This is a genomic window from Chloracidobacterium sp., assembly GCA_015075585.1.
In the GTDB taxonomy this organism is placed as follows: domain Bacteria; phylum Acidobacteriota; class Blastocatellia; order Pyrinomonadales; family Pyrinomonadaceae; genus OLB17.
On record JABTUB010000001.1, the window covers coordinates 182,819 to 209,244 of the forward strand.

The following is a 26,426-nucleotide window of genomic DNA, read 5'->3' on the forward strand; positions in this document are numbered from 1 at the left end:
ACAGCAGTGCCGCAAAGCAAATTTTTCTTACATTTTGGCGCAAGAGTGTGCTATCATCGGCTTATATTGATGAGCAGGATTTGCTGTGAGGCTGCGTGTGAGTGGTCGGCTATCTGTAGTTAAAGCCCCGTCTTTTCACAAAAGAAGCGATGTTGGCACTTACCATAGGGCAAAAGGTCGCGTACCCGAATCAGGGTGTTTGCGTGGTCGAGGCCCGCAAAGAATTCGATGACGGCACTCAGGTCTTGAGCGGTTTCTCGCTCAGGCTCCTTTGTGATAACTCTACGATCTTTGTACCCGATGCGACCGTTGACACCCTCGGGATCAGGCCGCTGATAAATACGAAACAATGCAGGCAGCTTCTCGAACAGCTCGGCGACGATTTCGAAGAACTCTCATCGGACTGGAAGACCCGCTCAAAAGATTTCATCGACAAAGTGCGGTCAGGCAACGTCTTTGAGGTCGCCGATGTTCTCAAGAAATTATCGTTTCTCAGCCGTTCAAAAAAGCTCTCGTTCCGCGAGCAGACGCTAATGGAAAAGGCTCGTTTCCTTGTGGTTTCCGAGCTTTCAAATGCCCGGGTCGCCATCGGCAAGCAGGTCGGCGATGTTGTCGATCAGCTGGTCGAGACAGCTTGCTCAAAGCATGGCGATGCCGGCGGATGTTCGCTCTCGGCATCTACTCACTGATGCCTTTCTTATAGCTTGCCCGCACCACTGTCTTAATATTTCCGCGAACATGGAAGTCGCCTTCTATCTCGACACGCAGCGGGTCACACGCGGCGACAAAGTCCTCGAGAATGATATTCACCACATGCTCGTGAAACACCTTTACATCGCGGAATGAATTTATGTAAAGTTTGAGGCTTTTAAGCTCAATGCACAGCCGATTCGGTATGTATTTGAGCCTTATGACCGCAAAATCAGGGAAGTCCGAGAAAGGGCAGATGGCAGTGAACTCGGGTATCTCAAAGTCAACCCATATCTCGCTGCCCGAGAACTCATACGGGAAAGAATCGAGCGGAAAAAGATCCATTTCCGCACGCGGTGTCGGCCTGATCTCAAGACCCTGTTGATTGCTGCCCTCAGGCGTAAAGTCGTTTGGCATATTTATTATTTCGCGAGCTGAACTGACGCAGGCCTGAAATGTCATTCACGCCCTCATCGCGGATCTTCATCAGCAGGTTGACAAAAATGTGTGCGGTCGCATAGGCATCGGCTTTTGCGCGGTGATGATCGACAAGGTCTATCGAATAATGCTCGGCGACCGTTTTAAGCTTATGGTTCGCAATATGCGGCAGAAGCCGCCGCGAGAGCTGCACCGTACACAGGCACGGATTTGCAACGCGGTGTTCGGGAAATACAAGCCCTATCTCGTGATCGAGAAATCGCATATCGAACCCGGAATTGTGCGCGACAAGGACAGAATCGCCGATGAACTGAAGGAATTCGCCCGCGATGTCGGCAAAATGCGGAGCCTCTGCAACCATATCGTCGTTGATGCCCGTGAGTTCAGTGATGAAGCGCGGGATCGGCTGGCCGGGGTTTACGAGCGTGTGAAAATCTTCGGTAACCTCGCCGTTCTTTACTCGGAACGCGCCGATCTCTGTAATGCGGTCGGGCGGCGCCTGTGCACCGGTCGTTTCGAGATCAAATACGACGAACTCGGCATCATCAAGCCCGCGGCTGCCGTATTCCGTATCGATAAGCTCAACCGTATCACCATTTAACTGAAGCCGCGGGTCATGCTCGACGAGTTCCTTTACCAATTCGCGGGCAATGGTGCGTTCGGGCCGTCGGATCTTCATTACAAGATCGACGATATTGACCGCTGACGCTTTACCGTTGTGCGAACGAAGCAGCGAAACGGTATCGCTGACAAGCACTGACTCCGAGATTAGGTTTGAGTACATCGGCATCTTACAATCGATTTTAACGACATTAGGCGCTGAGGTAAAACTTAAATTGGAACCTGAACAGATACTCGATCATTTTCGCGCCGCCGAGGCATTGCTCGAAGGGCATTTTGTGCTTTCGAGCGGCTTGCACAGCCCGCAATACCTCCAATGTGCTCTCGCCCTGCAATTTCCAGCCGATGCGGCGCATTTCGGGCGTGCGATAGCCGAGCGATTTTTGACCAAGGATATCGATACGGTCGCTTCGCCGGCCATCGGCGGCATAATTATCGGCTACGCCGCAGCGGAAGCTCTGAACACCCGCTTTATCTGGACCGAACGGCAAGACGGCGAAATGACGCTTCGACGCGGTTTTACGCTGCGGCCCGGCGAACGCATCCTTGTGGTCGAAGATGTGATAACGACGGGCGGCTCGACACGCGAGTGCATAGGCGCGTTGGAGCGCGCGGGCGGCGATGTGATCGCCGCTGCTTCGATCATCGACCGCTCAGGCGGAACGGCCGATGTCGGTGTATCGCGCATTTCGCTCGCGGGCCTTGATGTTCCCGCATTCGCTCCCGAAGATTGCCCGATGTGTGCCAAAGGGATCGAAGCTGTCAAGCCGGGCAGCCGCATCATCTCAAAATGAGCAAGATCTGCTTCCTTTCGACCGACGACCTAAGCGGGTATGTCTCAGATGACGAGCTTGCGGTCGTGCCGCTTGGAGATCTCGGTTACGCAGCTGAGACACTCTCATGGCGGCAGACGGAGCGGCCGTGGAACGAGTTCGCGGCGGTTGTCATCAGAACGCCCTGGGATTACCAGCGAACGCCCAAGGAGTTTCTTGCGGTTCTCGCCGAGATAACGGCACACACGCGGCTTGAGAATCCGCTCGATATCATCGAATGGAACCTCGATAAGCATTACCTGAGCGATATGTCCGAGCGCGGCGTCGATATTGTGCCTACGCTTTGGCCAACGGAGTATTCACGCGATTCGTTCGCCGAGTGGCTCTCAGCGTCGGAGAGCGGCGAGGTCGTTATAAAACCGACGGTCAGTGCCACCGCGGAAAACACCTTTCGGCTCGCTGAATACGACGACGCTCTGGGATCGATCTTTGCAAGCCGCGAGTTCATGGTGCAGCCTTTCGTCGCGTCAATTGTGGATGAAGGCGAGTTCTCTCTCTTTTATTTTGCAGGCGAATACAGCCACGCGATCGTCAAGCGGCCAAAGACCGGCGACTTTCGCGTACAGGAAGAACACGGCGGCATAATTACCGCGATCCGCCCGGACGCAGGCCTGCGTGCAGCGTGCGACTCTGTTGTGCGGGCGATAGGCAAAACGCTGCTTTATGCCCGCGTTGATCTGGTTAAATTCAACGGCAGGTATGCTCTAATGGAGCTTGAATTGATCGAGCCTTCATTGTATCTAAGAATGGATACAGAGGCGCCACGCCGCTTTGCTGCCGCAGTGGACAAATTTCTCGGATGAACTTCAAACTCACGATCCAATACGACGGTACCGATTTTCACGGCTGGCAGGTGCAGGAGAATTCACGCACGATCCAGGGAGAATTGGAGCGCGTCATAGGCATGATCGAGAACAAAGAGGTCAAGGTTACCGGCTCGGGCCGCACAGATGCCGGTGTTCACGCCGACGCTCAAGTTGCGAATGTGCATCTGAGCAGGGCCTTTACGCCCGAGAAATTGCGTTCGGCGATAAACGGCAACCTCTGGCGAGATATCAGGATAATGAAGGCCGAAACGGCACCGGATGAGTTTCACGCACGCTTTTCGGCAAAGCAGAAAACGTATCTTTACCGCATTGTGAATGCACCCGTAATGTCGCCATTCTGGCGGCGCTTTGCGCATCACGAACCAAAGCCGCTCGATGTCAAGAAGATGAACAATGCGGCGAGGCTTTTTCTCGGCAAGCACGATTGGACCGCATTCTCGGCGGCACAATCGGACAGCGAGGATCGAGTACGCACCGTCAGCGATGTTTCGGTAACATCGCACTGGGATGACCGATGCGGCTCGATGATCGAGTTCCGCATCACGGCGAACGGCTTTTTGCGCTATATGGTCCGTTCGCTTGCCGGCACATTGATCGAAGCAGGCCAAGGCGTAAAGGATAACGAAACGATACAAACCGCGATACTGACGGGCGACAGGTCGCTGTGCGGCAAGACGGCGCCCGCACAAGGCCTCACCCTTCTCCAAGTCGGTTACGAATAGCGGCGGCAAGCAGAGTTATGATAATTTTTCACATTGTAATGCCCGAAGTATGGGCGGCGTTCGACGGCGACGAATACAGAGCCGAGAGCTTGGCGACGGAAGGCTTTATCCACTGCAGTTTTGCTATCCAGCTTGAAAGGTCGATCGAGCGGCATTACGGCGATCGGGAAAAAGTTATCGTCCTTACGATCGACAGCGGAAAACTCACGTCGAAACTCGTTGTCGAGCCATCTACGGGCGGCGAACACTACCCGCATATTTACGGCCCGATCAACCGCGGCGCGATACTCAAGCACGAAACGAAGATCGTTAAGCACTGACCGCCCATTGGCTGAGAGCCGTTCGAGCTGCGACTTTCAGCAGCAGTTGTGTTAGTCTGCGGCAAGCTTTTTTGTGATGCATCCGAATTTTGCCGGGATCGTTAAGCCTGATTCGCGTGAAGCCGAGCTGCTTGCAGCGATCGATCTGACGCGCTTGCCGCGGCACATCGCTGTCATCATGGACGGCAACGGCCGCTGGGCAAAGGCTCAGGGCAAACCGAGAATATTCGGCCATAATGCCGGTGCGGAGTCGGTAAAGGCGATAATTGATACCTGCGCGAGGCTTGGCATCGAGGCGATAACGCTTTATGCTTTCTCGACCGAGAATTGGAAGCGGCCGAAGGCAGAGGTCTCAGGCCTGATGTCGATGCTCAAGCGTGTGCTGAAACGCGAATTGAAAAGCGTACATCAGAACAATATCCGTTTCCGTGTGATAGGCGATGTCGAGGGCCTTGCCGCTGATGTTCAAAAAGAGCTGAACGCCGCCGTCAAATACACGGCAGAAAATACCGGAATGGTGATGAATGTCGCCCTGAATTACGGTTCGCGTGCCGAGATCGTCCGGGCCGCAAGGCTTGCATATCGCGAACTCGATCTTCGCGGCATCAGCGGTGACAAGCTGACCGAGCAGGATATTGAGCGGAACCTCTACACGCACGGTATGCCCGAGGTCGATCTGATGATACGTACGAGCGGCGAATTCCGCATCTCGAATTTCCTGCTTTGGCAGCTTGCGTACAGCGAGATATACGTTACGCAGACACTCTTTCCGGACTTTCGCCGTCCTAATATTTTTGAGGCGATCATCGATTATCAAAAGCGAGAACGCCGATATGGAGGCGTCTCGGCCGCAGGGACTTAGCCACCTATGAAGACCCGCATTCTTACAGCCGCGATCGCACTGCCGATCATCATTGCATCGATCATCCTGCCGCTGTGGATACCCGAAAGCGTGTGGCTTTTCATCGCTGTTGCCGCATTCGCTTTGGGTGCGGGCATCTTTGAATTCTTCTCGCTCACCAAGAAGCTGGAGCTGAAAGCTGATGCGGCTGTCGGCTATATCGGTGCCGTATTGCTGTTCCTTGCGTTCCTAGTGAACGCACCTGCTTCGGCGCCTGACCTGCTGCTTCTCGCGCTGGCACTTTTTTCGGCGGCACTCTTGATAGCTCAGGCGGTCCGCTTTCGTGCCGACTTCTCAAAGATGCTTGCGGGCACGGGCGTTACACTGCTCGGCGTGATCTATATCGCGTTCCTGGGCGGCTATCTCGTTGCCGTAAGGGTTGGCTTTGAAACGCCCGCGGGCCTTTCGACGCACCTTTTGGCGTATTTCTTTCTCGTGATCTTCTGCTCTGATTCGGGAGCGTATTTTGCAGGCCGGGCCTTCGGTAAACACAAGCTCGCACCCGGCATTTCGCCCGGCAAAACGGTCGAGGGCCTTTTCGGCGGACTGCTTGCCGCCGCTGCCGCCGCCGCACTTGCCACATGGTGGTTCTTTCCGGAACTGCCGTATCAGTGGTCTTTGCCGCTCGCGGTTGTTATCGCGGCGGTCGGCGTGCTTGGCGATCTGACCGAATCGGCAATAAAACGCGGCTCAGGGGCAAAAGATGCGGCGTCGATCCTGCCCGGGCACGGCGGCTTTCTCGACAGGCTCGACAGTTTGCTCTTCGGAGCACCGATACTGTACTATTTCGCTAGGTTTTATTTTTCGTCATGAACGCCGATCTGCGGGTTAACGACAATAATATGTAGGGCTTCAGCGCACGTACGACACAGCGCTTGGCCCTTCGGTTGTCTGAGACCTCGAAGGGCGTTTTTCATTTATAGAGCCGTTATTTCCTGCTTAAAGGCAGAATGAGGCAAAAGTTTATGTTGGATACACTCGGCACTCTCGAACGAACACACACTTGCGGCGAACTGCGTGTCCGCGACGTCGGCAAACAGGTTGTGCTGATGGGTTGGGTCGCCAAGAAGCGCGACTTCGGCGTTTTTACGTTCATTGATGTGCGTGACCGTTATGGCGTAACACAGGCCGTTGTAAGCGAAGAAACAGCCGGAGAAGCTCATGCTAAGGCGAAGGATATTCGCGGTGAATTCGTCATCGCCGTAAAGGGCGAGGTCGTCGCCCGCGATGAAGCGGCTAGGAACGCGAAGCTCGCGACCGGCGATGTTGAGGTGAAGGTTAGTGACCTGCTTGTCCTGAATGACGCTAGGGTGCCGCCGTTCCAGCTTGAGGTCGCGGGCTCCGAGAACCTTGCTGCCGAGGATACACGTCTCAAATACCGTTATCTTGACCTCCGCAGGCCGCGGCTTCAGCAGAACATAATGATGCGTGCTAAGGCTGTTCGCGCTATACGCGAGTATTTCGACACGCGCGGTTTTATCGAGGTCGAGACGCCGATCCTTTTGAAATCAACGCCCGAAGGGGCACGCGACTTTATCGTTCCGTCACGCATTCACGCGGGCAAATTCTTTGCCTTGCCGCAGTCGCCGCAGATACTCAAGCAGATCTGTATGATCTCAGGGCTTGACCGCTACTATCAGATCGCACGCTGTTTTCGCGATGAGGATCTGCGTGCCGACAGGCAGCCCGAGTTCACGCAGCTTGATATGGAGTTTTCGTTCGCCAATCAGGAGATGGTCTATGGCCTGATGGAAGGAATGTTCAATCACGTCCTAAAGCTGATAGATGTCGAGCTGCCGGAAGTGTGGCCGCGCATGACGTACGCCGAGGCGATGCGCCGTTTCGGCAGCGATAAGCCCGATATGCGTTTCGGCATGGAGCTTGTCGATCTCTCGGAACATCTTGGCGATACTGATTTTCCGCCGTTCGCCGATACGCTCGCCAAAGGCGGCAAGGTCAAATGCATCGTCGTCAAGGGCAAGGCGGATTACTCGCGAAAACAGACCGACGAGCTTCAGGAATATGTAAAACGTTACGGTGCCGGCGCTCTCGCGTGGATAAAGCTTGGTGATGAGACAACATCTTCCCTGATGAAGGCATTGGGCGAAGAGGTGATCGCGCGGCTCATAACGGCCGCGGGCGCCGAGAAGGGCGACGCCGTCCTGATCGTCGCGGGCCGCAAGCCGGTCGTTGCGGCATCGCTGGGTGCATTACGGCTCGAGGTCGCCCGCCGCGAAGATCTGATCGACCGCTCGGCGTACAAACCGCTGATCGTAACGGAATTTCCTATGTTCGAGCACGATGAGGAAAGCGATACCTATGTTGCCGCACATCATCCGTTCACCTCGCCGATGGATGAGGATCTAGAAAAGTTCAAGGCCGCGGTGAACGATGATTCAAAACATCACCTGCTCGGCGAGGTCCGTGCAAAGGCGTATGATGCCGTGATAAACGGTTACGAATGTGCGGGCGGCTCGATCCGAATACATCAGCAGGAAATTCAGGCTCTGAACTTCAAGGCCCTAGGCCTCTCGCCTGAGATCGCCCGCGAACGCTTCGGATTCTTTCTCGACGCGCTTGAGTACGGCACGCCGCCGCACGGAGGTTTTGCCGCCGGAATCGAACGCACTTGTATGATACTCAGCGGAACCGAGAATATACGCGACGTGATGGCGTTTCCGAAAACGGCGTCTGCTCAGGACCTTATGATGGACTCGCCGGGCGATGTCGATGAGGCTCAACTTGATGAACTCGGCATCGAGGTCAAGCACGCCGAATAATGAACCGGCCGCGGACGGAGCGAATTTTACGCGAACTTCGACACTTGGAATATCGTAAAATGATCTAGCAAAGATGCCTTCGAAGTACGATACAAATCCGCTCGATCCGGATTTTCCCGCGAGAGCAAAGGCAGCGGCCGAGGCCGCTGCAGCGACGCGTCCGCTTGACGGTGCTGACAATACTTCACCGGTTGCCCCGACATCACAGGTAGAAGAGCGAACTCGGCGTTTTGCCGACCGTGCGTTCGAGGCTCATCAGAATGTATTCAACGGTTCGGCCGTGCCGACACATTCTCCTGCTCAATTCGCATCGCTGACCGATCCTAAAAAGAGAAAGGTCGATAAGATCGGCCTGCCGGAGAACATTGCGACGGCACTGCCGTATTTTCCGTGGTACATCGGCCTGGTTGCCGGCCTGGTGCTTTTGCTGCTTTTGCCGCGAGGCGAGACAAAGGTGCGTTTTCACGCCGCACAGGGCCTTGCGGCTCATCTTGGCATACTGCTTGTAACGACGATCCTCGGCCTGTTGGGCAAGATCACTTCGGTGGCCGAGATCAGCAATGTAGCGTTTCAGATCGCGGCACTCATCTTCTTGCTGATATTTTTTGTACGGGCGTTACGCGACAAGCCGATACATATAGAGTCGCTTGACGGCATTACCGATCTGCTTGATGAAAAGGTCGGCCCGCATCTCATCGGGAACAAAGACGGCAATAAATAGCTGTTTGCCGTACGATCGCCGGCTGCGGTCCTTTACATCGCTGCGGCTATATGTAAAGTTTGTTACAACGCAATGGAACGCTCACTTCAACAAGAATATTCACCGAATAGTATCTGCTTCGGCTGCGGCCCGGCAAATGAAAAAGGGCTGCACATTAACAGCTATCCCGAAGGCGACGAGGTCGTGGCTGTATGGCATGCGCGGCCTGAGCATCAGGCGTTTCCCGGCATGCTCAACGGCGGCATTATCGGAACGCTGTTGGATTGCCACTCGAACTGGACAGCGGCGTATTTTTTGATGAAACGTGACGGCAAGGACAAGCCAGACTGCACGGTGACGGCCGATTTTCATGTCAAACTGAAACGCCCGACGCCTTTTGACGCACCGATACACCTTCGCGCCCGCGTGGTCGAATCGGCAGAAGATCGCGCAACTGTCGAAGCTGAGCTGATTGCAAATGATAAGGTATGTGCAACGTGCCGCGGAACCTTTGTCGCGGTGCAGGAAGGGCATCCCGCATATCATCGCTGGTAGTTTGCGTTAAGGGGCGCAGGCACGCGAGATCATCTGTTCTGAACGAGTGATGAACTCATTATAAAGCCCCAACTTTTCGAGCCATTTCAATTGTTCCTCACGAAGCCTCGGTAAATGAACGACGTCTGAAAGGGCGTAGTTGACAAGCTCGTCCGTCCACACGCCGCTCCAGCGGCGGTTGAACTTTGCACGCTGCGATTTGTCGAGATCGACGGCAAAGTATCTGTAAAGTGTGTCGGCAAGCGACGCCGATTGGCCTGCTCCCTTGGTAAGCACCTTTTCGGCGATCATCGTGTCAAAGACATTGTTGACCGCTACGCCGGACGCATGCAGAAAATCGAGGTCGAAACGGGCATTGTGAAAGATCTTCACGACATTATCATCAGCTAAAAGCTCGGTAAATCTGCCAAGCTCTACGCCTTCGCTCAGCGGTACGAGAACGCTCAAGCTGCCGTCCGAGAACTGGACCGAGAATAATCGGCCCGCGCGTGCATCAAGCCCGGAAGTTTCGGTATCGCACCCGATGGCGGCTGCATCCGACAGCCTTTTAAGTGCAGCATCTGTGTCAGCAGGCCCGCGCGCGACTAGAATATCCATTCGTTAAATTGTAAATTACTTTGGTACGGCTTTGCTAAGACCGGCGGTCGTCCGTACGCCTTGGATCTATTACATTGCCATGCCTGAAATCCTTTCAGATGTCGAAGCCCGCATCCTCGGATCGCTTGTCGAAAAGCAGCCTACAACCCCCGAATATTATCCGCTGACGCTGAACGCACTCGTCAACGCCTGCAATCAAAAGAATAATCGCGACCCTGTGATGTCGCTTGATGAGCAGACCGCGGCGTCTGCGATCGAACACCTGCGCGATCGGAACCTTGTCTATGTCTTTTACGGAAGCACGAGCCGCGTGCCGAAATACAAGCACATGCTGCCGGGTGTTCTCGAACTTGAGCCGGCTGAGACAGCCTTGATGGCCGTACTGCTTTTGCGCGGGCCGCAAACCTTGGGCGAGCTTCGTGAACGAACCGGCCGTATGTATGAATTCGCGGGGCTTGGCGAGGTTCAGGAAGTACTCGACAAGCTTGCCCGGCGCGATGAGCCGCTCGTTACTAAATTGCCTGTATTGCCCGGCCGCAAGGAAGCACGTTTCGCCCATACACTGTCGGGCGAGATCGATACCGAAGCACTTGCGGCTTCAATAGGGGCAAGCGCTCGCAGCGGCGGCCACGCAAATGAGCGTGTGGAAAAGCTCGAAACGGAAGTTGCAGCGTTAAGATCTGAGATCGATGCTCTAAAAGCTGAGATCGAGGAGTTCAAGAAACAGTTCGAATGACCTGAAGCGAGGCCGAATTATGAACCTGCAAACGCTAAAAACCTTTCTCGGTTGGTGCACGGTCTTCAACTATATTCTGCTCATGGTCTGGTCAGCCGTATCATTTGCGTTCTTTCCAAAGGCGGCACCGCTTATCAAGGCTATGTTCGGCATTGATGAAGAGAAACTGATGACCGCGAATTTCTACGGCATTATGATCTACAAACTGTGCGTGTTCTTTCTGAATCTTGTGCCGTACCTCGCACTTTATATGATCGCCTGAGGCCCTTTTGGCCGTTCTCGTTTACGGCATCAGCGACTGGTCAGGCGAGCGGTCGTGTTCGACCCCGCTCTCGCTCTGCGCGACGATCACGATATTGCCGATCACAATTATGATGAACAGAACGCCGGCCAAGGCGGTGTGCAAATATCTTAGTTTCATCTGTTAAGCACCTTTCACAAAATTTCTCCCGTAAAAATAGGAACACCGCCGAACGGCACTTTGTGACAATAGGCGTGCAATGGAAAAAGCCGTGTTCGGGGGCGACCCCGAACACGGCTATGTAATGGCCGGACACGGCTTTAGTGCTTTTTCTTCGATGGTGTAGCAGTCTTTACGGGGACGATGCTCTGCTGTTTTAGGATCTCAAGGTAGCCTTTGGCACCTTCCTTCATCTTGTTCGAATCCGGAGCAATGGCAACGAACCTTTGCAGATAGTTCGCACCTTCCTGAGCAAGGGCCTTGTCGTTATCCTTGAGCCACGCAAGATCAACCAGCATCAGGCCGGCGCCCGCGAGCGCATCCACATTGTCCGGGGCCGCTTCGAGAACAGCCTTGTACGCACCGATCGCCTCTTCACGGTTTTGGTTTATTCGATACATATCGGCGATGATAAGCTGCGCCTCGATCTTCTTTGCCGCATCGGGTTCGACCTTGAGATATTCGGGGATCATAGCCTTTGCAATCTCGATGATAGCCGGATCGATCCGCTCGGTGGCAACGGCCATCGCGAACGTGTCACGAGAGCCGCGAATGGTATCGCTTTTGAGCGTATCAAAATCCTTAACAGCTGCGATCTCTTCGGGTTTTGCAGACTGTATCACCTGCCAAGCGCGCTCATACGACTTTGCAGATTCGAGCAGGTCGCTCTTTGCACGGTCATACATTGAGGTCTTTGACGCAGCGTCGGTTTCTTTTGTGCCAAGATTGTATGTGGCGACCGCGCGTTGGCGAAGTGCCGTCGCGCGGTTATTCAAAAGCGGTGTGGTCAAGCCTACGAAGTTCGGCTCAGCCTGAACTCCTTCGTCATACTTTGCAATGGCTGTCGTGAAGTTCGTTACTGCACCGGACAGGTCTTTTGCCTTTACCTGGTTAGCTCCTGCGGTAAAGGCGTCGTTACCCGCTTTCATTGATGCGGCTACGATGTCATACGCTTTCTGCTTGCGCTTGTTATCCGCTTCGATCTCCGCGACCTTCTTTTCGTATTCGATCTGTTCTTTGCTCTTTTCCGCAGGCGTCGTCGATTCTGCATTGCCCTTCGTCGTGCTGCCCACTGAAGAACCCGCACCGGAAAGAGCCTTTTCGACCTCGTCAGCGGTCCAGCGCCGTCCGTCGCCGGGGTGCATAGTTACAACGATCTTTTCTGAGCCCGCCTTGATGTTTTGGATCAAAGTCGGCTCACAGTCCGGAGCACTGAAAACAAGGGTGTAAACGCCGCCGATCAGAAGATTTGCAAAGGTAAAACTGCCCTTCTTATCCGTTTTTGTACCGCTTGCACTGCCCTTGATATCCGTTCGAAAAACATCAATAGTCGCACCTGCAACCGGTACGCGGCTGCCATCCTGCTTTTCAAGCTCGACACGCCCTGACGTAATGACCGTCTGGCCAAGCGCCGCGATCGATCCGATACCGATCAGCAAGCCCGCAACGATCAATCCAATAGCCGCCCTTTTAAACATTCTTTCCTCCAAATTTTCGAATGGGTACTACCCTCGAACTTGTGATGTTTGCTTCGCTAAAATGGTTCGATGCAAAGGTCATTGTATCCTACGCGCAGCAGAAATCCGAAATCCCTCATTCGCGCAAAACAGTTGCGGTCGCCTATGATATGTTTCTTGGTCGGCGCATTCTGTCTGCACGGAGCTGTTTATGGAAAAGCGGATCTTTAATTTCAGTGCCGGGCCTGCCGTCATGCCCGATGCTGTGCTGCAAAAAGCTCGCGACGAGATGCTTTCGGTTGACGGCTCGGGTATGAGCGTGATGGAGTTGAGCCACCGCTCAGAACAGTTCAAAAAGATACTTGAACACGCTGAGCAGGGCCTTCGCCTCCTGTTGAAGGTGCCGAATGACTTCCGCATTCTGTTCATACAAGGCGGAGCATCGCTTCAATTCGCGATGATCCCGCTCAATTTTATCAGCGAAGGCACTTCGGCAGACTTTATTCTCACAGGTGTGTGGGGCCGTAAGGCATTTGCCGAGGCCGAACGCTTCGGTCGGATGAACATCGCTTGGGACAGCCGCACTGATGGGCGTCTCACGACACCTGGTCCGGCCGAACTCACATTCTCGCCGAGCGCTCGCTATATCCATTACGTTGCGAACGAGACCATCGAGGGTGTCGAGTTCCACTACGATGTTGACGGCGGCGAGGTCCCGGTCATCTGCGATATGTCATCGAACATAATGTCCAAGCCGATCGATTGGAACAGGTATGCCTTTGTTTATGCCGGCGCGCAGAAGAATATCGGGCCCAGCGGCATTGCGGTCGCCTTTGTCCGCGACGGCCTTTTTGAGCTTATTGAGGGCGAGCGTTCACCGATACTGGATTACCGTGTGATCCGCGATAACGGATCGATGGTCAATACGCCGAATACGTGGGCTATCTATATGATCGGGCTTGTTTGCGATCACGTTGCAGCAGAAGGCGGCATTGACGAGATGCGGCGGCGAAGCGTCGCTAGGGCAAAGATGATATATGATGCGATCGATGCGAGCGGCGGCTTTTATATCGGCTATGCGGAGAAAGAGGCTCGTTCGCTGATGAACGTCGCCTTTCACCTGCCGACGCCTGAACTTGATAAGCAATTCTGTGCCGAAGCCCTGGCTAACGGTATGAGCGGCCTCGCCGGACACCGTTCGCTTGGCGGCATAAGAGCGTCGATCTATAATGCGATGCCGGTGGAAGGCGTCGTCGCTCTTGCCGATCTGATGCAGGACTTCTTACGCCGCAACGGCTGAGCGGCAGACAGCGTCGATCGTCCTGCCAAGTTCTGCTTCTTCATCCGAAAATACTGTCCGAAGATCCAATATGAAGCGGTCGTTCTCGATACGTCCGATCACGGGCGGCGTCGCCATTCGGAACCGAGCGGCAAGTGCGTCTGCCGTGGCCTCATCATGGCGGATCGATATCAACGCCGTGGCGAGACGGGCAAGCGGAGCCGAACCGCCGCCGACGGCAGAATCGCCGTCAATTATCTCGATCACAGCCGGCAGATCGCCCGACATTTCGGCCAAAAGGCGTTCGGCACGTGTTCTGATCTCGTCACGAGTAAGCGAGAGCATACTTATGACAGGGATCTCATTTGAGCGGCCGCGTGCGTATGACTCAAGCGTCGCCCCTAGAGCTGCGTATGTCATTTTGTCCACACGCAGCGCGCGGTACAGCGGATAATGGCGCAGCGTCTCAATAAGCTCCTTTCTGCCTGCGATGATGCCGCACTGCGGCCCGCCGAGCAGCTTGTCGCCGCTGAAGGTAACAATATCAACCCCTCTGGAGAGCGATGAGGCGGCGAGCGGCTCATCCGTGATGCCGAATTCAGCGAGATCACTGATCGCACCCGAACCGATGTCCTCGTAAAATATAAGGCCGTGCTTAGCAGCGATCGCTGCGAGGTCGGCGACATCAGGCGTCGCAGAAAAGCCGACGATGCGATAGTTCGACGGATGGACACGCAGCAGCATCGTCGTTGCATCGCAGACGGCGCGTTCGTAGTCGGCGGCTTTTGTTCGGTTCGTCGTGCCGACCTCGCGGAGTACGGCGCCTGACTGTTCGAGCACATCGGGCACGCGAAAGTCGCCGCCGATCTCGACCAATTCGCCGCGTGAGACAATGACCTCGCCGCCCGCCGCCAATGCCTTTAAGACAATGAATGCCGCTGCCGCACAGTTATTGACGACCATCGCAGCCTCGGCGCCGGTAAGTTCGCAGATAAGGCGATCGACAAAGGTGCTGCGGCCGCCGCGGCGGCCGGTTCCTATATCAAGCTCGACCGAGCAATAGCCCGAAATAATGTTACTGACAGAGCGGGCTGCTTCCTCGGATAAGGGCGCACGTCCCAGATTAGTATGCAGCACGACACCGGTCGCGTTTATGACGCGCCGGAGCTTTGCACGCTCATGCCGGTGCGAAAGCTCGACGAGCAGCCATTCCGCAGCGGTAAGCAGCTCCTCGCGCCCCATTTCATCTCCCGCCAAGATCTTGTTTCGCAAATACTCGATCGCCTCGCGGACCATTCCCGCCGCTTTTTCGTGCCCGGCATTTTCAATGAACTTCATTGCCGCAGGCGTTCGCAATACAGCCTCGACCGACGGAAGGTTCCGCAAGGCTGCAATTGTAGGATCGGAAGAACTCGGCATTTAGCAATCGTAGCGCAATTTACGGAAATCATACCGCAATGGGCGTTTTTATAAGAAAGCGGCAACGTCGCCCGCCGCTTTATTTTCCTACCCGATCCGATGACCACAATTCAAAAAAATCTAGCCCGTGCAAGCAAACAGCGTTCCGAGGAATCTGAGAATATCGACCTGCAGCTCTCGCGTCTTGAAGAGGATATGCGGCGGCTCAAGATCGAGTTCGATATCTATTTCAACGGTGCATCAAAAAGGCCGCCGCTCGAAGCGCGTGCCAGGATGGAATCGACCATCAAACGCATTTCCGATAACCGCAGCCTTGCCTACGCACAACGCTATTACTTCAACACGCTTGTCTCGCGATTCACTTCGTACAGAGAACTGTGGCGGCGGCAAATGAAGGCAAAAGGCGAGGAATTTTAATAAATGAGGCTGCCCGGCAAGGCAGCCTCGGTCTTATACGGTCAGATCGTATTCACGCAACCTTTGCGACATTCTCGGCCTGCGGCCCTTTCGGGCCGTCAGTTACCTCAAATTCGACCCGGTCGCCTTGTATCAAGGTCTTAAATCCGTCCCCTGTTATCGCACTGTAGTGTACAAAAACATCCTGTTCGCCGGGCTGCTCGATAAAGCCGTAGCCCTTTGCATTGTTGAACCATTTAACTTTGCCTGTCGTCTTGGGCATTCGTCTAATTCCTCCTAAAGCTGAAAACATCTTGACGCGCCCCGGCGGCATTTGCCGTCAGATCGGGCGCGCACCGTCAAACAGGGGACGTTAACCTGAGGCGTGATCGCATCGCTCTTTTACTTGTGCCTGAAAGCATCTGCTCAAGCAACAGATCTTAAACCGCAAGAAATGTTTCTGTTCAACTGAGAATTGTCTGATTGACGAATGAAATTTAGCTAATTCAGGGCATTGATGTCAAGAAGTTTGTTGCCTTTACACGCTGTTTTGTAAACAAAATTGACATTCGACGCACCTATGGCACAAGATTGACTAAATACGCCAATAAAGGAGCAAGCTGACAAATGGCTGACGAATACGGAACGAATCCACCGCTGTCCTACAACAAATACCTGCGCGTGCCGGAACTTTTGGAGCTGCAGACGACGCTTTCAGAGCCGACCAGCCACGACGAGCAGCTTTTTATCATCATTCATCAGACGTATGAGCTTTGGTTCAAGCAGATACTTCACGAGGTTACCGCCGCGACAAAATGGCTTGACGAAGGCCGCATCTTTCGAGCTAATCACTCACTGCGCGGCGTGCTTGCGATCGAAAGGCTTTTAACGACGCAGATACATATTCTCGAATCGATGGCGCCGATCGGCTTTCTCGAATACCGCGATCGCCTTAGGCCCGCGAGCGGCTTTCAGTCGATGCAGTTTCGCGAGCTGGAATTCGCCTCCGGCGCAAAGGACGAGAAGATACTGGAGTTCTTCCGCGATGATGAATATGCATACCCGAAACTGCGACGGCGTTTTGAGGAACCGTCGCTTGCGGATACGTTCTGGGCTTTGCTCGAACGCAGCGGAATGAGAACCTCGACACATGATGAACGTGTCGCCGCCGTTGTCGAGGTGCTGACGCATCCCGAGAAATACTCCGAGATCTACAACCTGCAGGACATCCTGATCGAGCATGATGAACTCATACTCTCATGGCGGCACAATCATGTGCTCATGGTCGAGCGGATGCTCGGGATGAAGCGCGGAACGGGCGGCAGCGACGGCGTCGGCTATCTGATGTCAACGCTCTCGAAAAAATTCTTTCCTGAGATATGGGAGGCTCGCACGCATCTTACGACCGAAGCCTAAGCGTTAGGCGGTGTCAGACGAACACTGCAAATACCTCATTTGAAAAGAGTTTTCCTTTTCGTGTGAGCTTGATCCGCGAAGGGCTCATTTCGATAAGGCCTTTATCGATGAGGTCGGCAAGTTCGTTACGAAGTTCCTCGATCAGGTCGCGGCCGAAACGCGTAAGATACTCATCGAGGCTTATTCCTTCCTCCATGCGAAGGCCGAGAAAGACGAACTCCGAAGCCAAAACCGCATCCTCACACATCACTTTCGCCGTCCCGTTCTGTTCTATCGAGCGGACGTACGCGGCCGTGTCGCGTTCATTCGCGTAACGCCGGCGGCCGTCGAATGAGTGCGCCGAGACACCAAAGCCGAAGACAGGATCGAGCCGCCAATATTTCACATTATGCCGCGCGGCAAAGCCCGGACGCGAAAAATTCGATATCTCGTACTGCTCGTAACCCTCCGCGGCAAGCCGATCGAGCATGGCCTCGTACATCTCCGCTGCAAGCTCGTCGGCGATCGCCTTTCGCCGCCCCGAACGCATCTGTTCGGCAAGCGGCGTACCTTCATGGATCTCAAGTAGATAGAGCGAAATGTGCTCCGGCGAGAGTGCCGCCGCCTCATCGAGGTTTCGCATCCAGTTCGCCATAGTTTGTCCGGGCAGACCGGCGATCAGATCGAAGCTGATGTTCGTAAAACCGGCATCACGCAGCATACGAAAGGTGGTGCGTGCGTCTTTTGAATCGTGGCCGCGGGCAAGCAGTTTCAGATCGCGGTCATCAAATGTCTGCACACCGAAGCTCGCACGGTTGACGCCCAGCGAGCGATACGCCACAAGGCTCTCGTGCGTGACCGTCGCGGGGTTCATCTCAAGGGTGATCTCCGCATTATCGGCGACCGAGAATCGCTTTCTTACTTCCGCAAGTATCCTCCCGACCTGCTCGGGCGTCAGCAGCGACGGAGTTCCGCCGCCAAAATAGATCGTGTCAATGTCAGAACCGCCTGCGTAAGCGGGCGGCCAGTTCGATGATATTGAATCACCTACTGCAAACTGACCCGCCGCTGACGCAGCGGGTTCTGACTCGATCTCGCGGCACAGTGCCTCGACATACCTTTCCACTACATCGCCGCTCCGCCAAACGTCCGTTGCGAAATCGCAGTACGAACAACGCGACTTGCAGAATGGAATGTGCAGATAAACGCCTGCGGTCATTGTCTGGCACGGATGCGTCGGCCGAGCTACATTATTGGTCGAGGATCGTTCCAAAAGAGCCCTTCCACGTACTTTCGAACTCCGATATCGGCATATCTACGGCATTACGGCCGCCGACGTCTATCGAAAGCGTGTCGCCTCGAACCTTGCCGATCACCTCGAACGGAACGTCCCCGACGACACCTTTGACATTATCGAGATTCTCGGCAGCAAAGCTGATGACAACGCGCGAAGGTGTTTCGCCGAAAAGCAGTGCCGCATCCGAGAGGCCGCCGCCCGCAAGTTCGATCTTGGCACCGACGGCCTTTCTGTTGAGTGAAGAGAAGCAACTTTCGGCAATGGCGACAGCGAGTCCGCCATCTGAGCAATCGTGGGCTGATGCGACCAAGCCCGCGGCGGCAAGCTCACAAAGAACGTTTTGAAGCTTTACTTCATCCTCAAGATCGACCTGCGGGCAGATGCCGTTAGCTATGATCTGTTCGGTCGAAAGCCCGAGAACAGTCTGTGCATATTCGCTTGCTGCGAGGTCGTCGCGGGTAACGCCGAGCAGGGCAATAAGATCACCCTCATTCTTGAAGCCTTGTGTGATGATGCTGCCTGTGTTTTCGATCAGGCCAACCATGCCGATGACGGGCGTCGGCAGGATGCCGCGGCCGTCCGTTTCGTTATAAAAGGAGACATTGCCCGAGACTACCGGCGTATCAAAGGCCGTGCACGCCTCGGCCATGCCGTCGATCACATCCGAAAATGAACGCATTACTTCGGGCCGCTCGGGTGAAGCGAAGTTGAGGCAGTTAGTTACTGCGATAGGTTTTGCACCGACGCACGCAACGTTGCGTGCGGCCTCGGCGACCGCAAGTTTTGCACCCATTCGCGGATCTATGGCGACAAATTTGCCGCTTCCGTCGAGGCACATCGCTATCGAACGCCGCGTCTCTTTGATGCGTATAACGGCGGCATCAGCACCGGGCAGAACGGCGGTGTTCGTTCGCACCATCGAGTCGTACTGTTCATAAACCCAATGCTTTGAGCAGATGTTCGGTGAGGCAAGCAGCTTCTTGAGGGCGTCGGCAAGGTCAGAACCGCCTGCGTAAGCGGGCGGCCAGTTCGAGTCAGAACCGCCTGCGTAAGCGGGCGGCCAGTTCGATGATATTGAATCACCTACTGCAAACTGACCCGCCGCTGACGCAGCGGGTTCTGACATCGGCCGGTGGTACTTCGGCGCCTCGTCAGTTAAGGCGAGTACGGGCAGGTCGGCTTCAAGTTCGCCGTTATGGAATATCTTTAGCCGGCCGCCCTCGACCACCTTGCCGATAACGACCGCATCGAGATCCCATTTGTTGAATATCTCGACGACCTCTTTTTCGCGTCCCGTCTTTGCCACGATCAGCATCCGCTCCTGCGACTCGGACAGCATCATCTCGTACGCGGTCATTCCGGTCTCACGCTGCGGCACCCGCGTAAGGTCAAGCTCAAGGCCCGTGCCTGCACGCGCGGCCATCTCGACCGAGGAGCTTGTAAGCCCGGCCGCACCCATATCCTGTATGCCTTCGACGGCACCGGAGCGCATCGCTTCGAGACAGGCTTCGAGAAGGAGCTTTTCAAGAAAAGGGTCGCCTACCTGTACGGTCGGCCGCTTTTCCAATGCATCATCATCGAACTCGGCGGAAGCCATAGTGGCGCCGTGAATGCCGTCCCGGCCCGTTTTTGCACCGGCATAGAGCACAGGGTTGCCGATGCCTGTCGCTTTGCCAAAGAAGATCTGATCTTTACGCACGAGTCCGAGAGCAAAGGCGTTAACGAGCGGATTGAGGCTGTATGACGGATCGAAAACGACCTCGCCGCCCACGGTCGGCACGCCAAAGCAGTTGCCGTAATGGCCGATGCCCGAGACGCAGCCCTTGAGGATGGAACGATTCCGATTGACGGACCGGGTCGAGAGCTTCTCCCGTTCCCCGTCTCCTGCCGCTTGTTCCGCAATGATCGGCCCGAAACGGAGCGAGTTCATCGCGGCAACCGGCCTTGCTCCCATCGTGAAAATATCGCGCAGGATGCCTCCGACGCCCGTAGCCGCACCTTGGAACGGCTCGATAAAAGACGGATGATTGTGCGACTCGACCTTGAACGCAATGCACCAATCATCGCCGATATCGACGACGCCGGCATTCTCGCCCGGCGGTACGATCACGCGTTCGCCGCTCGTCGGCAGGCGCTTAAGGTGAACGCGCGACGATTTATAGGAGCAGTGCTCCGACCACATAACGCTGAAGATGCCGAGTTCGGTAAGATTCGGCTCGCGTTCCAGAGAGCCTACGATCCTTTGGTATTCTTCCGTTGAAAGACCGTGCTGATCGATGACATCCGGCGTGATCTTTATTGCATGCATGGTAAGTCGAGAACCCGTACGTTCAATGAAACGAGTATTTTACCGACAATTGCCGGCGATGTCGATGGTGGATGCGGCAGCGGCGTTATTTGAACATATAGAAGACAGGCTTGCCGACGTAGCGATGCACGACCTTTCGAAACGCGTCAGGCTTTGAATTGCCTCGCAGGAAAGGGCCTTTTGGAGACAGTTCTTTGCTCAACTCTGCAAAATTCTTCTCACGCTCGTCGTACTGCTCTTGGCCGCGATACCGCGTTATGAGGATGATGTCGAACGCACCGTCCGCAGGAGCCGTAACATCAATATATTCGAAAGAATCGATCATCCCGCGTTTGAACGCCGCGTCGCGATAAAGCCGCCAGTTATTCTCATAGTAATAACGAACTTCGTCGCGTTTGCCGTTGAGCACCTTCACGAACTCCATCTCTTCGATGATGCCCATGTCCGAAGGCGGCGCGGCAAGCAGCCGGTCGAGGTATTCCTTTAGGGTCTCGTAGCGGAATTTGCCCATCCGCTGATAGAACATCTTGCCGTCCGGTGCGATCAGTACGGTCATCGGCAAGGCGCCGGTCCAGTCGGGTGAAACGCTCTTGTACGCCGCAGTCTCATCCTTTGTATGCAAAAGATAGACCGGCATCTGTGCCTTGACCAAGGTCAGGAATTTCTGCACATCGCCGTCTATCTCAGAAAGATAGTCGAGCGAGACGGCACGGATATCAACGCGGTCGCGGTAGTATTTGTCGATCTTTACAAGGTCCGGAAATTCATCGCGGCACGGCTCGCACCACGTCGCCCAAAAATTGATCAGCACAGGTTTGCCGCTCGGCTTGAGCAATTCCTGCAATTGAGCGCTGTCGATCACGGTTACTGGAACTCGCGGAGATGTCTGTGAAAATGAGTTCGATATGAGAACGAGAACGGCAAATGCCCACGATATACGAGTGAATTTCATCTCTTTCAAAAGCCGGCCGAACAGGCACGACAGCCGGCTTTTGATGTGCAAGGGCCAAAACTAGCCAAGCCGTATCATCGGCAGCCGACGTTACTAATAACGTAGCGCATTTGCTATAGCTCTTTCGAGTACCATGTCCTTTCCGGCGCGAATGTCAGCCGGCGTCGGCTCGATAAGGACGTTCGGCGTGATACCAACGCCTTCAAACTCAGTTCCGTCGGGAAAGTACGCTCGTTTTGCCCCAACACGGAAGTTTATTCCATTCTCGAATGCGTATAGGTACGGCTGCCCCGTGCTTCCCTCGGTAGGCAAGCCATACACCTCGGCCCTGCCGCTGGTCTTGAGAGGCATCACGAAGTCCTCGCACGCCGACGCGCATCCCGAATCGGTCAGTACGATGACGCGCCCCTTGAAGAGCGGATGGTCGGGAAGGTTTCGTTTATTCGCAAAGCGGACCTCGACACGCTCGAGTGAGGAGCCGATATCGATCACGTTCTTTAATTCTGCATCCCGAGATTCTGGTGGAACGAGGCTCGCAAGCTGGCTGTAAGCTCCGAAAGAACCCACGTTCGCACTCGATGCCTCGACCCAATCGTAATACGGCCGATCCATCAAGGCAGCGATCAGCTTTGCCGGGGTCGACCCGCCTCCATTTCCGCGAACATCGATAATGAACGCCTTTGCCGAGGCATTGGCCCGAATGAAATCCACGGCCTTCTGCTCGTATTTCGCGTCACCGAACGATGGGATGTTTAAGAGGGCGATACCGCCGTCAAGCAATTTTCCCTGCGTCTCGTCCACGAAAGCAGGCCACGTGAGCTTCTGTGTATAGCGATCGACCGTCAACTTCCGTCCGCTGACCGTCAGTTCGAACCGTTTCGGGAACAGGTATGGACGGTAGAAGAAACCATGCAGCCGCGCCGCCTCACTTGATCCTGTTACGTATTTCTCATTCTCCTTGAAGAACTGTGAGAACGGCTTACCGTCGATCGCCTGCAACTCATCGCCCGCCCGGATATCGCTGTTCGCAGAGAGGTTGACAATGAACTTCCCGTCGGGCATCTTTCTCGCCTCGAAACCGACCGGCTTCGGGTCGGACCGGTCCAACCAAGGGTCGTTGTAGGTCGTGTGGCCATTCTTTAATGCGGCGATGAACTCCATGGCAGCGAAGTCGAACTCCCGCCGGTCGTCCGAGGCCGCGATCCGGTCGATGAAATGCTTGTAGATCGCATCGAGGCCGAGGTCGGGCACGGCCTTCCAATGTGCAAAATACATCTGTACGCTTTCGTACATCTTCGACGCCATCCAAATGCGATCCTTCAGCGGAAGCGTCGCCGGGGCAGTCGCCTTCGTGTCTTGGGCAAAATGAACTGTACTTAGCAGCAAAAGAGTTATGAGGGAGCTAAGAACGGCAATGATCTTTGATCGGCTACGGGTCTGCATCAATATTGGGCCTCCAATTTAGAAAATTTAGCGTAGATCTAGGCTAAGAAAAGGAAACACCGCCGATCAGCGATCTGTGACACGAAGCAAACCGCGAATGGTAACTGAATGAAGGCCGCCTGTCACGAACGACTAATTTCCCGGAACATAAACAGCGTTGTTCGCAATTCTAGCTAAAGATCCTCGGAAGCCTGCGGCCCAAATTCTTTGGCAGTATCAACTCCATCGCGTCGTCCACCGTAACGATACCCGCAATGTCGCCGTCATCATCGATCACAGGCAAAGCAAGCAGATTGTATTCGGCTATCGCCTGTGCCGCTTCCTCGGCAGATTCATGCGGGTTCGCAAAGCGGAAATCGACACGCATCACATCTTCGAGCTTCTTTGTCGGGTCGGCAAGTATCAGAGAACGGAGCGAGATAAGGCCGCAGATCTTTCGCGAGCCTTCCTTCTCGACGATGTACAGGTAGTAGATCATGTTCGGTGTCTCTGCCATCTCGCGTAATGAGCGGATCGCTTCGCCGACCGTCAGATCGCGCGGAAAGGTAACGAATTCGGTGGTCATCAATCCGCCGATCGTGTCGTGCTCATACGCCATCAGCGCGGCAACATCCGCCTTTTCATGATCCTCCATCAAGGCAAACAACTGCTCCGATTTTTCGTCATCCATCTCGTCAAGCACATCGACCGCGTCGTCAGGCGACATCTCTTCGAGAATATCGGCGGCACGCTCCTCATCCATTTCCTCGAGGATGCGTGCCTGAGCCTCGGTTGACATCTCTTCGAGCGTGTCAGCGGCGATGTCATCGTCGAGGCTTTCGACAACCTCTGTGCGGTGTATCGGTGAGAGCGTTTCCGCAAGTTGTGCGATCTCAACGGGATGCAGGCGTGAGAGCTTGTCCTTGGATGATTTGAGCTGTACGGTGGCCGTCGCTGTGTCGGTCGCAAGGTAGCCGACATCGGCCCAATCAATAACTTCGACCGGACGAGCACTGCCGAAAAAACCTTGCGGCATCAAGCGGCGAACAAAGCCCTGCAGGCTCACATCAGCACCCGACACGCGCCAACCGCTGCCCGTTTCGATCAACTGTACATCGTTGACGCGAACAACCCGCTTACCGTCAACGTCGATAAGCTGATTGTCGAGAACGTCCTTGATAAGCAGCACTTCGCCATCGTGGCGCTTGAACGGCGTAAGGTCGAGCACCGTCGTCGTCATGCGGACGCCGTGCGGGCCTAGATCCGTAAAATTACCGCTCGGCATAAAGAAATTCCGCCGGCGATAGCGTGCCACGATGCCTACCACAGGCGGATAATCCTCGTCCCCGTACCGCACAACGACATCTCGGATGGCTGCGATCTTCTCGTTCCGCGCATCCGTGATCGGCCTGTTGAGTATCTGCGATACGTACAGCATATAAACGAAACTTTAACTCAAAATCGGTCGCGTCGCTAACGATCGGCGGTGTGTCGAACGCTCAATATTCGCCGGTGGTATAAAAATAGTTAAAACATCTTTAGTTTTGTGGAACAAATGATGTCTTAGGTCTTTGTATAAGATTAGGCGGTAAGGCAAGCCGAATGGCGCACCGAGCCGTGCAGATACCCGTCCGTTCGTAAACCGACCAAATGAAAGCAACCTACTTCACACTTCTGACGTTCTGCCTCCTCGGCAGCCAATCCTACGCACAAAACCTTCCTCGATTCTTCGACAATTTTGACACCGCACGCGGTGTTCAGGTTTACCGGCCCGAAACGGCCGCGGCGGTAACTGCCAAACAAAAGACGGTCAAATCCAAGAAGCCGCTTGTAAAAAGGACCGTCCAATCACGGCCGCAAATGGCTGTTTATGAGGGCTTTGCAAAGCCGCACGACCTTATCGCATCTAATCGCGCCCGGTTGACGATGAGTGCATCCAAGGATATGAAAGGCTTTACAACCGGCGACCTCACGATCGATTCTTACATAGTCGAATCCAGCCGAAGATACGGAATCGACCCGCTGCTTATCTACTCACAGATGCATCAGGAATCGTCGTTCAAGCTGAAGGCGACCTCGTACAAAGGCGCCAGCGGCCTTATGCAGTTGATGCCGGCAACGGCGCGCCGCCTCGGCGTAACGAACATTTATGATCCAAAGCAGAACATCGAGGGCGGCGTGAAGTATATGCGGATGCTGCTCGATATGTTCGGACAGGATATAACGCTGGCTCTTGCGGGTTATAATGCCGGTGAAGGCGCGGTAATGAAATACGGCAACACGATACCGCCGTACAGCGAGACGCGCGAATACGTCCGCAGAATTACGAGCCGATACGCTTCGATCTCGGACGGTACGTTCGCGCGAAACTATCGACGTGTAAATAATGCGACCGCCGCAAAGCTCGAAAAGAAGCCGACGCTTGAATTGTCCTTTAGGCAGGATGCCGTCGCGATCCGCCTTGCGGATGGCAGGATGCGGCTCGTTAATCAATAGTTTTCAGATCCGCTGCGAAAAGGTCGTTGCTGCCTTTTCGACGGAACAGACTTCCACCGAGCAAAGAGCAACTCTCTTCTCCATTCGTCGAAAGACATGCGGCCGGTTGCGTTGACCGGCCGCGTTTTTGTGCGTCGGGTGTGGATAATCGATGTCTTTTGGGGAATAATACAGCGGATATGTTCTGTGAGAATTGCGGACAAGAAAATTCCGACACCGCAAAGTTCTGTCGAAAGTGCGGTGCAGGCATAGACGAGACAGAAACGCGTGTTGCTTCGCGCGGCGAAGCGCCGATGATGTCTGCTCTCGGCACGCCGCCCGCGACGGAGCGTGTCGAACCGGTTGATGACGCTGACCATCATCACGAGGAGCAGAAGATATTCTCGATCTCGCCGACGCTGGTCTTTGTAAAAGCGGGCTATGTGCTCGCGGCGGTCGGTGCGTTGATTTTTGTGGGCCTTGCAAGTGCTCTGTTCTCGGGTGTCGCGTCATGGATCCTTGTTGCTCTGGGCTTGCTGTTATTCCTGATCCCGGCGATCTATCATATAAAGCAACGGCTGATCCGCTATACGCTGACCGAGAACAAGATCGAGATCGACAGCGGCTTGATAGCACGCACGACGCGTAACATCCCGCTTCGTCGGATCCAGGATGTTACCGTGCAGACAACGATCCTCCAGCGTCTTGTAGGCTTTGGCGACCTCTCGATCGACAATGCAAGCGAGCAGGGCGGCACTATCATTTTGAAGAATATAAATTCGCCCCAAAAATACGCCGATGCACTTCTCAAGCAGATGCGAAGATTGGAGCGTTGAAACACTTTTT

Annotated in this window: 29 protein-coding genes; 17 read left to right on the forward strand and 12 right to left on the reverse strand. The window is 54.7% G+C overall.

Features of this window, described 5'->3' with window-relative positions:
- Positions 1-149: 149 nt before the first annotated feature.
- Positions 150-689, forward strand: coding sequence for a hypothetical protein (locus HS105_00845; GenBank protein ID MBE7515149.1), 540 nt, complete (start codon positions 150-152; stop codon positions 687-689).
- On the opposite strand, the gene queF is transcribed toward HS105_00845, so the two are convergent.
- Both queF and HS105_00855 read right to left on the reverse strand, forming a co-directional pair.
- Positions 679-1,107, reverse strand: coding sequence for an NADPH-dependent 7-cyano-7-deazaguanine reductase QueF (gene queF, locus HS105_00850; GenBank protein MBE7515150.1), 429 nt, complete (start codon positions 1,105-1,107; stop codon positions 679-681). The genes HS105_00845 and queF overlap by 11 nt on opposite strands.
- A complete protein-coding gene (locus HS105_00855) occupies positions 1,085-1,807 on the reverse strand; it encodes a hypothetical protein (protein ID MBE7515151.1) in 723 nt (240 codons plus the stop codon). Before HS105_00855 ends, queF begins: the two co-directional genes overlap by 23 nt.
- Between HS105_00855 and HS105_00860 the strand changes: the two genes are divergently transcribed.
- From HS105_00860 to HS105_00900, 9 genes are all read left to right on the forward strand, one after another.
- Positions 1,779-2,543, forward strand: coding sequence for an orotate phosphoribosyltransferase (locus HS105_00860; protein MBE7515152.1), 765 nt, complete (start codon positions 1,779-1,781; stop codon positions 2,541-2,543). The genes HS105_00855 and HS105_00860 overlap by 29 nt on opposite strands.
- Positions 2,540-3,385 (forward strand): hypothetical protein, encoded by an 846-nt coding sequence (locus tag HS105_00865; GenBank protein MBE7515153.1) that lies wholly within the window; start codon positions 2,540-2,542, stop codon positions 3,383-3,385. Before HS105_00860 ends, HS105_00865 begins: the two co-directional genes overlap by 4 nt.
- Complete coding sequence (gene truA, locus HS105_00870) at positions 3,382-4,131, forward strand: tRNA pseudouridine(38-40) synthase TruA (GenBank protein MBE7515154.1); 750 nt, start codon at positions 3,382-3,384, stop codon at positions 4,129-4,131. The genes HS105_00865 and truA overlap by 4 nt, the downstream gene beginning before the upstream one ends.
- A gap of 17 nt (positions 4,132-4,148) precedes the next feature.
- A complete protein-coding gene (locus HS105_00875; GenBank protein ID MBE7515155.1) occupies positions 4,149-4,451 on the forward strand; it encodes a DUF952 domain-containing protein in 303 nt (100 codons plus the stop codon).
- Between the two features lie 76 nt (positions 4,452-4,527).
- Positions 4,528-5,313, forward strand: a complete 786-nt coding sequence (locus HS105_00880) for an isoprenyl transferase (protein ID MBE7515156.1) — start codon at positions 4,528-4,530, stop codon at positions 5,311-5,313.
- A 6-nt stretch (positions 5,314-5,319) separates the two neighbouring features.
- Positions 5,320-6,165: a phosphatidate cytidylyltransferase gene (locus tag HS105_00885; GenBank protein ID MBE7515157.1), complete on the forward strand. Its 846-nt coding sequence runs from the start codon at positions 5,320-5,322 to the stop codon at positions 6,163-6,165.
- A gap of 152 nt (positions 6,166-6,317) precedes the next feature.
- The gene (gene aspS / locus HS105_00890) at positions 6,318-8,132 is read left to right on the forward strand and encodes an aspartate--tRNA ligase (GenBank protein MBE7515158.1); all 1,815 of its coding nucleotides are present in this window, start codon (positions 6,318-6,320) and stop codon (positions 8,130-8,132) included.
- A gap of 73 nt (positions 8,133-8,205) precedes the next feature.
- Positions 8,206-8,853: a hypothetical protein gene (locus HS105_00895; protein ID MBE7515159.1), complete on the forward strand. Its 648-nt coding sequence runs from the start codon at positions 8,206-8,208 to the stop codon at positions 8,851-8,853.
- Between the two features lie 72 nt (positions 8,854-8,925).
- Positions 8,926-9,387, forward strand: a complete 462-nt coding sequence (locus HS105_00900) for a PaaI family thioesterase (GenBank protein ID MBE7515160.1) — start codon at positions 8,926-8,928, stop codon at positions 9,385-9,387.
- A gap of 6 nt (positions 9,388-9,393) precedes the next feature.
- Here HS105_00900 and HS105_00905 read toward each other — a convergent pair whose 3' ends face one another.
- Positions 9,394-9,984 carry a ribonuclease D gene (locus HS105_00905; GenBank protein MBE7515161.1) on the reverse strand — a complete coding sequence of 197 codons (591 nt, stop codon included), beginning with the start codon at positions 9,982-9,984 and terminating at the stop codon, positions 9,394-9,396.
- Between the two features lie 79 nt (positions 9,985-10,063).
- On the opposite strand from HS105_00905, the gene HS105_00910 reads away from it, so the two are divergent.
- Both HS105_00910 and HS105_00915 read left to right on the forward strand, forming a co-directional pair.
- Complete coding sequence (locus tag HS105_00910) at positions 10,064-10,720, forward strand: DUF480 domain-containing protein (protein ID MBE7515162.1); 657 nt, start codon at positions 10,064-10,066, stop codon at positions 10,718-10,720.
- Positions 10,721-10,739: 19 nt separating this feature from the next.
- Entirely contained in the window at positions 10,740-10,982 is a 243-nt protein-coding gene (locus HS105_00915) for a hypothetical protein (protein ID MBE7515163.1), read from the forward strand.
- 21 nt (positions 10,983-11,003) lie between these two features.
- On the opposite strand, the gene HS105_00920 is transcribed toward HS105_00915, so the two are convergent.
- On the reverse strand, positions 11,004-11,141 hold the full coding sequence (locus HS105_00920; protein ID MBE7515164.1) for a hypothetical protein: 138 nt from the start codon (positions 11,139-11,141) through the stop codon (positions 11,004-11,006).
- A 140-nt stretch (positions 11,142-11,281) separates the two neighbouring features.
- Positions 11,282-12,658, reverse strand: coding sequence for a carboxypeptidase regulatory-like domain-containing protein (locus tag HS105_00925; GenBank protein ID MBE7515165.1), 1,377 nt, complete (start codon positions 12,656-12,658; stop codon positions 11,282-11,284).
- Between the two features lie 190 nt (positions 12,659-12,848).
- Here HS105_00925 and serC point away from each other — a divergent pair, with 190 nt between their 5' ends.
- Positions 12,849-13,937: a 3-phosphoserine/phosphohydroxythreonine transaminase gene (serC, locus tag HS105_00930; protein MBE7515166.1), complete on the forward strand. Its 1,089-nt coding sequence runs from the start codon at positions 12,849-12,851 to the stop codon at positions 13,935-13,937.
- On the opposite strand, the gene HS105_00935 is transcribed toward serC, so the two are convergent.
- Positions 13,920-15,335, reverse strand: coding sequence for an L-seryl-tRNA(Sec) selenium transferase (locus HS105_00935; protein ID MBE7515167.1), 1,416 nt, complete (start codon positions 15,333-15,335; stop codon positions 13,920-13,922). The genes serC and HS105_00935 overlap by 18 nt on opposite strands.
- A 99-nt stretch (positions 15,336-15,434) precedes the next feature.
- On the opposite strand from HS105_00935, the gene HS105_00940 reads away from it, so the two are divergent.
- Positions 15,435-15,752, forward strand: a complete 318-nt coding sequence (locus tag HS105_00940) for a hypothetical protein (GenBank protein ID MBE7515168.1) — start codon at positions 15,435-15,437, stop codon at positions 15,750-15,752.
- Between the two features lie 52 nt (positions 15,753-15,804).
- Here the strand turns inward: HS105_00940 and HS105_00945 are convergent, their stop codons facing one another.
- Positions 15,805-16,014 (reverse strand): cold shock domain-containing protein, encoded by a 210-nt coding sequence (locus tag HS105_00945; protein ID MBE7515169.1) that lies wholly within the window; start codon positions 16,012-16,014, stop codon positions 15,805-15,807.
- Between the two features lie 344 nt (positions 16,015-16,358).
- Here HS105_00945 and HS105_00950 point away from each other — a divergent pair, with 344 nt between their 5' ends.
- Positions 16,359-17,147, forward strand: a complete 789-nt coding sequence (locus HS105_00950; GenBank protein MBE7515170.1) for a tryptophan 2,3-dioxygenase — start codon at positions 16,359-16,361, stop codon at positions 17,145-17,147.
- Between the two features lie 13 nt (positions 17,148-17,160).
- Here the strand turns inward: HS105_00950 and hemW are convergent, their stop codons facing one another.
- From hemW to HS105_00975, 5 genes are all read right to left on the reverse strand, one after another.
- Entirely contained in the window at positions 17,161-18,399 is a 1,239-nt protein-coding gene (hemW, locus tag HS105_00955) for a radical SAM family heme chaperone HemW (GenBank protein ID MBE7515171.1), read from the reverse strand.
- Positions 18,377-20,731, reverse strand: a complete 2,355-nt coding sequence (gene purL / locus HS105_00960) for a phosphoribosylformylglycinamidine synthase subunit PurL (protein ID MBE7515172.1) — start codon at positions 20,729-20,731, stop codon at positions 18,377-18,379. The genes hemW and purL overlap by 23 nt, the downstream gene beginning before the upstream one ends.
- A gap of 85 nt (positions 20,732-20,816) precedes the next feature.
- On the reverse strand, positions 20,817-21,683 hold the full coding sequence (locus tag HS105_00965) for a TlpA family protein disulfide reductase (GenBank protein MBE7515173.1): 867 nt from the start codon (positions 21,681-21,683) through the stop codon (positions 20,817-20,819).
- Between the two features lie 93 nt (positions 21,684-21,776).
- Positions 21,777-23,126 carry a hypothetical protein gene (locus HS105_00970; GenBank protein MBE7515174.1) on the reverse strand — a complete coding sequence of 450 codons (1,350 nt, stop codon included), beginning with the start codon at positions 23,124-23,126 and terminating at the stop codon, positions 21,777-21,779.
- 169 nt (positions 23,127-23,295) lie between these two features.
- Positions 23,296-24,543 (reverse strand): magnesium transporter, encoded by a 1,248-nt coding sequence (locus HS105_00975; GenBank protein ID MBE7515175.1) that lies wholly within the window; start codon positions 24,541-24,543, stop codon positions 23,296-23,298.
- A 212-nt stretch (positions 24,544-24,755) separates the two neighbouring features.
- Between HS105_00975 and HS105_00980 the strand changes: the two genes are divergently transcribed.
- Positions 24,756-25,601: a lytic transglycosylase domain-containing protein gene (locus HS105_00980; GenBank protein ID MBE7515176.1), complete on the forward strand. Its 846-nt coding sequence runs from the start codon at positions 24,756-24,758 to the stop codon at positions 25,599-25,601.
- Positions 25,602-25,780: 179 nt separating this feature from the next.
- Positions 25,781-26,416 (forward strand): PH domain-containing protein, encoded by a 636-nt coding sequence (locus tag HS105_00985; GenBank protein MBE7515177.1) that lies wholly within the window; start codon positions 25,781-25,783, stop codon positions 26,414-26,416.
- The last annotated feature ends 10 nt before the right edge of the window (positions 26,417-26,426 follow it).

What these genes read in the sequence shown, in the direction of transcription:
- HS105_00865 (MBE7515153.1), top strand. Translation starts at nt 2,540, where the DNA reads ATGAGCAAGATCTGCTTCCTTTCGACCGACGACCTAAGCGGGTATGTC.
- HS105_00935 (MBE7515167.1), bottom strand. Translation starts at nt 15,335, where the DNA reads ATGCCGAGTTCTTCCGATCCTACAATTGCAGCCTTGCGGAACCTTCCG.
- HS105_00900 (MBE7515160.1), top strand. Translation starts at nt 8,926, where the DNA reads ATGGAACGCTCACTTCAACAAGAATATTCACCGAATAGTATCTGCTTC.
- HS105_00940 (MBE7515168.1), top strand. Translation starts at nt 15,435, where the DNA reads ATGACCACAATTCAAAAAAATCTAGCCCGTGCAAGCAAACAGCGTTCC.
- HS105_00925 (MBE7515165.1), bottom strand. Translation starts at nt 12,658, where the DNA reads ATGTTTAAAAGGGCGGCTATTGGATTGATCGTTGCGGGCTTGCTGATC.
- truA (MBE7515154.1), top strand. Translation starts at nt 3,382, where the DNA reads ATGAACTTCAAACTCACGATCCAATACGACGGTACCGATTTTCACGGC.
- HS105_00975 (MBE7515175.1), bottom strand. Translation starts at nt 24,543, where the DNA reads ATGCTGTACGTATCGCAGATACTCAACAGGCCGATCACGGATGCGCGG.
- HS105_00915 (MBE7515163.1), top strand. Translation starts at nt 10,740, where the DNA reads ATGAACCTGCAAACGCTAAAAACCTTTCTCGGTTGGTGCACGGTCTTC.
- HS105_00885 (MBE7515157.1), top strand. Translation starts at nt 5,320, where the DNA reads ATGAAGACCCGCATTCTTACAGCCGCGATCGCACTGCCGATCATCATT.
- HS105_00980 (MBE7515176.1), top strand. Translation starts at nt 24,756, where the DNA reads ATGAAAGCAACCTACTTCACACTTCTGACGTTCTGCCTCCTCGGCAGC.
- HS105_00905 (MBE7515161.1), bottom strand. Translation starts at nt 9,984, where the DNA reads ATGGATATTCTAGTCGCGCGCGGGCCTGCTGACACAGATGCTGCACTT.
- HS105_00970 (MBE7515174.1), bottom strand. Translation starts at nt 23,126, where the DNA reads ATGCAGACCCGTAGCCGATCAAAGATCATTGCCGTTCTTAGCTCCCTC.
- HS105_00945 (MBE7515169.1), bottom strand. Translation starts at nt 16,014, where the DNA reads ATGCCCAAGACGACAGGCAAAGTTAAATGGTTCAACAATGCAAAGGGC.
- purL (MBE7515172.1), bottom strand. Translation starts at nt 20,731, where the DNA reads ATGCATGCAATAAAGATCACGCCGGATGTCATCGATCAGCACGGTCTT.
- serC (MBE7515166.1), top strand. Translation starts at nt 12,849, where the DNA reads ATGGAAAAGCGGATCTTTAATTTCAGTGCCGGGCCTGCCGTCATGCCC.
- HS105_00880 (MBE7515156.1), top strand. Translation starts at nt 4,528, where the DNA reads ATGCATCCGAATTTTGCCGGGATCGTTAAGCCTGATTCGCGTGAAGCC.
- HS105_00920 (MBE7515164.1), bottom strand. Translation starts at nt 11,141, where the DNA reads ATGAAACTAAGATATTTGCACACCGCCTTGGCCGGCGTTCTGTTCATC.
- HS105_00860 (MBE7515152.1), top strand. Translation starts at nt 1,779, where the DNA reads ATGGTGCGTTCGGGCCGTCGGATCTTCATTACAAGATCGACGATATTG.
- HS105_00910 (MBE7515162.1), top strand. Translation starts at nt 10,064, where the DNA reads ATGCCTGAAATCCTTTCAGATGTCGAAGCCCGCATCCTCGGATCGCTT.
- queF (MBE7515150.1), bottom strand. Translation starts at nt 1,107, where the DNA reads ATGCCAAACGACTTTACGCCTGAGGGCAGCAATCAACAGGGTCTTGAG.
- HS105_00845 (MBE7515149.1), top strand. Translation starts at nt 150, where the DNA reads ATGTTGGCACTTACCATAGGGCAAAAGGTCGCGTACCCGAATCAGGGT.
- HS105_00855 (MBE7515151.1), bottom strand. Translation starts at nt 1,807, where the DNA reads ATGAAGATCCGACGGCCCGAACGCACCATTGCCCGCGAATTGGTAAAG.
- HS105_00965 (MBE7515173.1), bottom strand. Translation starts at nt 21,683, where the DNA reads ATGAAATTCACTCGTATATCGTGGGCATTTGCCGTTCTCGTTCTCATA.
- HS105_00895 (MBE7515159.1), top strand. Translation starts at nt 8,206, where the DNA reads ATGCCTTCGAAGTACGATACAAATCCGCTCGATCCGGATTTTCCCGCG.
- HS105_00875 (MBE7515155.1), top strand. Translation starts at nt 4,149, where the DNA reads ATGATAATTTTTCACATTGTAATGCCCGAAGTATGGGCGGCGTTCGAC.
- HS105_00950 (MBE7515170.1), top strand. Translation starts at nt 16,359, where the DNA reads ATGGCTGACGAATACGGAACGAATCCACCGCTGTCCTACAACAAATAC.
- aspS (MBE7515158.1), top strand. Translation starts at nt 6,318, where the DNA reads ATGTTGGATACACTCGGCACTCTCGAACGAACACACACTTGCGGCGAA.
- HS105_00985 (MBE7515177.1), top strand. Translation starts at nt 25,781, where the DNA reads ATGTTCTGTGAGAATTGCGGACAAGAAAATTCCGACACCGCAAAGTTC.